The organism is Mycobacterium sp. TH-M11 (assembly GCF_057473725.1).
The window spans coordinates 1-4,230 of the sequence record NZ_JBYCLD010000325.1 but is presented as its reverse complement, the minus strand read 5'-3'; the positions used below and the strand labels follow the sequence as shown (position 1 = coordinate 4,230).

The following is a 4,230-nucleotide window of genomic DNA, read 5'->3' as shown; positions in this document are numbered from 1 at the left end:
CTGGGCGTCGCTGGCCTGATAGACCGTCTTGAGAGCGGCTGCGACGGCCTTGCGCTGGTTGTAGGACACGAAGCGCATCGCCGCGCGGATCAGGTGGACCACGCAGGTCTGTACCAGCGAGTCGGGCCAGGTCGCCTCGATCGCCTCGGGGAATCCAGTCAGCCCATCGCAGCACACGATCAGCACGTCAGCGATACCACGATTGGCCAACTCGGCGCACACCCCGGCCCAGAACTTCGCACCCTCGGTGGCCTGAATCCAGATCCCCAGAACGTGTTTGACGCCTTCCATGTCGACGCCGACGGCGATGTGGGCGGCCTTGTTACGCACGTGGGCGCCGTCGCGGACCTTGACCACGATCGCGTCGAGATAGATCACCGGGTAAAACGATTCCAGTGGGCGACGCTGCCAGGCCAAGACCTCGTCGAGTACCTCGTCGGTGATCTTGGAGATCGTCTCGCGGCTGATCTCGGTCCCGATCGTCGACACGAGGTGATGCTCGATATCGCGCACGGTCATTCCGCCGGCATACAGCGAGACGATCATGTCATCGAGCCCACCGACCCGGCGCGTGCCCTTGGGCACCAGTGTCGGGGTGAACGTGGCGTCGCGATCGCGTGGGATCGCCAGTTCGACATCGCCCACGCTGGTAGCGACCGTTTTCGCCGACGAGCCGTTCCGTGAGTTCGGGAACAACGCGGCCACGGGATCACCCTTGTCGTATCCGAGATGGTCGCTGAGCTCGGCCTGCAGGCCCCGTTCCAGGCCCGCCTTGATCAATTGCTGAATCAGTCCGTCTTTGCCGTCGAGCTGCACCTCGCCGGCGTCGATCATCGAGTACAACTCATCCAGGGCCCCCGAGGCCTCCAGCGCCTCCACGCCAGCTCGCTGCTCACGTCGACGTTCTTCACGGTCAAGCTTCTTATCCACCACAGTCATCAGTGTGTCTCGGCTTTCAGGTCAGGAGCACCGCCACCTCACACAAACCATCTGACACGCTCTCGCGGCCATGTCGATCGGGTTAAGCCCGCGCCGGTGTCACGCGCTATGCCGGGCGGGTTCACTAACGATGATTTCTCCGTCGACCACGCTGCCGGAACCGCGACCTGCCCCAATGGGCTGACCCGCCCGATCAGCCGCACCGGGTTCGTCACCTTCGGCGTGGCCTGCGCCAACTGCCCACTGCGCGCCCGGTGCACCCGCGACCGCACCGGCAGAAGTCTGCGGGTCGGCCCGCATGACGCGCAGTTACGCGCCGCCCGAAAGGCCGCGCGAGACCCGGATTGGCTGGCCGACTACCGCCAGCATCGGCCCATGGTCGAACGCGCCATCGCCTGGCTTGCTCGCGGCAACCGCCGACTGCGCTACCGCGGCGTAGCCAGGAACGACCACTGGCTGCATCACCGAGCGGCCGCGCTCAACTTGCGCCGACTGATCACCCTGGGTCTCCACCACACCGGCACGAATTGGGTTATCGCCTAGCAACATCCGCTGCAGCGCTTGAATCAACCACCGACGAGTGCAACCCTCAACGTTGGCGGGCGAGCTCCGTGTCGACTGCCAAAATCTGACTCCACTCGCTCCAACGAGCACCATGAGGAGCCCCACCGCAAACACCATTAATTCAGGAGTCTCCTAGTGTCCTGAGTCATTAATTCGTTGGCAGTAGTTGCCGATGCTGGCGAGGATTTGGTCGGCGGTCTTGGTCCAGACGTAGGGCCGGGGATTATCGTTCCAGGTGTCGATCCAGGCCCGAATGTCGGTGTTGAGTTGGCGCACCGAGGTGTGGGTGCCCCGGCGTAATTTCTTGGTGGTCAGTTCGGCGAACCAGCGTTCGACCAGGTTGAGCCACGACGAGCTGGTCGGGGTGAAGTGCAAGACGAACCGCGGGTGGCCCAGCAGCCACCGTTTGACCGCCGGAGTCTTGTGAGTGGAGGCGTTGTCGAGAACCAGGTGCACGTCCAGGTCGGCGGGCACCGAGGCGTCGATGGTCTTCAAGAAGGCCAGGAACTCGCTGGCCCGGTGTCGCGAGCGCAGCGCGCCGATCACCTTGCCAGTGCTGAGATCCAGTGCGGCATAAAGGCTTGAGGTGCCGTGACGGACGTAGTCGTGACTTGCCCGCGCAGGTGTTCCGGGCAGCATCGGAAATACCGGTGCAGTTCGGTTTAGCGCTTGAATCTGGGTCTTCTCATCGACACACAACACCAAGGCCCGCTCGGGCGGGTCGAGGTAGAGCCCGACGACGTCGCGTACCTTGGCTACGAACAACGGATCCTTGGACAGTTTCCACGAGTCCTGTTTGTGCGGTGCCAACCCAAACGCCCGCCACACCCGCGACACCATCGACTGGCTCAAGCCGAGGTGCTCGGCCATCGACCGGGTCGACCAATGCGTGGCATCGCGGGGAGCGGTCTCCAGCGTCGCGGTAATCAACTCCTCGATCCGAGCGTCCTCGACGATGCGCGGCCGGCCCGGCCGTGGCTCATCGAGTAAACCATCGAGGCGATCAACAGCGAATCGATTGCGCCACTTGGTCACCATCCCGCGGGTCACGCCCAACTCCCGGGCGATCTGCGTATTGCTCGAATCACCCTCACAGGCAAGAACTATGCGCGAACGCAAGGCCAAAGCCTGCGCACTCTTTGGCCGCCGAACCCATGCCTGCAATTGCTCGCGCTCGTCGTCGCTCAACACCACACTCATAGCCACCGGACTAGGCATAGCCTCAGTCTAATAGCTGAATGCGGATTAACGACTCATGACACTAGCTTTCGAAGGCCAGCAGGTTGCTCAACGACTTCTCGTAAGCGTCCAGCCACGCGGCGCCGGCGGTCTTGCCGGCTTCGAATGATCTTCTCGTTGATCGCGCAAATGCGATCGGTAGTCTCTTAAGATCGACGGGATCGACCGACTGGTGGATCCGGTTTTCTTTTCGACCATGACGGGCCTCATATCTGGTATCGATTGCTCACTTAGCGCGACGCCGTCGGCACCGATACTCTGGCCCGCGATGCACGCCGCGGGGGCGGCGACAAAAATGCATTCGCTGGCAGGCGCGAGCTTTAGCGGGCAAAACCTGACTTCACCGGCCGCCATTTCACCCCCGGTCTATCTGCATGACGATAGCCTTCGGCTCGGTGAAGAACTCCCGGCTGAAATTACCGCCTTCTCTACCAACCCCGGAATCACCCATCCCGCCGAACGGGGCGCGCAGATCCCGAATGAAGAAACAATTGACCCAGACGGTTCCTGCCTTCAGTGCCGCCGCAACGCGGTGTGCGCGGTGCAGGTTCTCGGTGAACAGCATCGCGTTGAGACCATACGGGGTGTCGTTGGCAAGCTCGACCGCCTCCTTCTCGGTATCGAACGGAACGACAACAACGACCGGGCCGAAGATCTCCTCGCGGCACAGGCGGGCATCGGGAGTGATGTCCACGACGGCCGTCGGCTTCACCACCCAGCCTTCACCGAGGCCGCCGGTGAGCATCTTGCCTTCGCTGGGCACCAAATCGATGTACGACTTCACCTTGCGGTAGTGCTCTTCCGAGGCCAGCGGGCCAATCTGCGTGGTCTCCTGTTTCGGATCACCGATGACCATCGCCTCGGCGGCCGCGACGAAGCGCGACAGGAATTCGTCGTACACCGGCCGCTGCACGAACAACCGACTGCCCGCAATGCAGACCTGTCCGGTATTGGTGTATATCGCACGAATCGACCAGTCGACGGCGTTGTCGAGATCGGCGTCGGCGAATACCAGATTCGCGCCCTTCCCGCCCAATTCCAGGCTCACCGGGGCCAGATGTGCCGAAGCGGCGCGCGCAATGATCTTGCCGGTACCGGACTCACCGGTAAACGTGATCCGGTCCACCGCCGGATTGTCGGTCAGCGCCTGGCCCGCGGAATTCGGGCCGTACCCGTGGACCACGTTGAGCACGCCGGCCGGCATGCCCGCCTTCAGCGCGAGCCGAGCCAGGATGGTCGCCGACGCCGGCGTGTCCTCGGCCGGCTTCAGCACCACCGTGTTGCCCCAAGCCAACGCCGGCGCGACTTTCCAGGTCTCAAGCATTAGGGGGAAGTTCCACGGCGCGATCGCCGCCACCACGCCGGCCGGGTCGAACCTGGTGTAGGTGTGGTGGCCGGCGTCCATCGGTAACACCTCACCGGTCGACAGTCGGGCATGGTCGGCGAAGAACCGGAAGTTCAGCGCGGACCTCGAGACGTCGTTGTCGC

Annotated in this window: 3 protein-coding genes and 1 pseudogene; 1 reads left to right on the top strand and 3 read right to left on the bottom strand. The window is 63.3% G+C overall.

The features are described 5' to 3' along the window. On the bottom strand, nucleotides 1-939 hold a 939-nt coding region (locus AC2VOG_RS13300), incomplete at its 3' end, for an IS256 family transposase (protein ID WP_486940367.1). A gap of 57 nt (nucleotides 940-996) precedes the next feature. Here AC2VOG_RS13300 and AC2VOG_RS13295 point away from each other — a divergent pair. Beyond that, nucleotides 997-1,482: pseudogene (locus AC2VOG_RS13295) on the top strand (transposase); the annotation flags it as partial. A 153-nt stretch (nucleotides 1,483-1,635) separates the two neighbouring features. On the opposite strand, the gene AC2VOG_RS13290 reads toward AC2VOG_RS13295, so the two are convergent. Then, nucleotides 1,636-2,721, bottom strand: coding sequence for an IS630 family transposase (locus AC2VOG_RS13290; protein WP_486940366.1), 1,086 nt, complete (start codon nucleotides 2,719-2,721; stop codon nucleotides 1,636-1,638). Nucleotides 2,722-3,097: 376 nt separating this feature from the next. Continuing rightward, nucleotides 3,098-4,230 (bottom strand): aldehyde dehydrogenase (locus AC2VOG_RS13285; RefSeq protein WP_486940365.1); only part of this gene is annotated, 1,133 nt, incomplete at its 5' end.

What these genes read in the sequence shown, in the direction of transcription:
- AC2VOG_RS13290 (WP_486940366.1), bottom strand. Translation starts at nt 2,721, where the DNA reads ATGCCTAGTCCGGTGGCTATGAGTGTGGTGTTGAGCGACGACGAGCGC.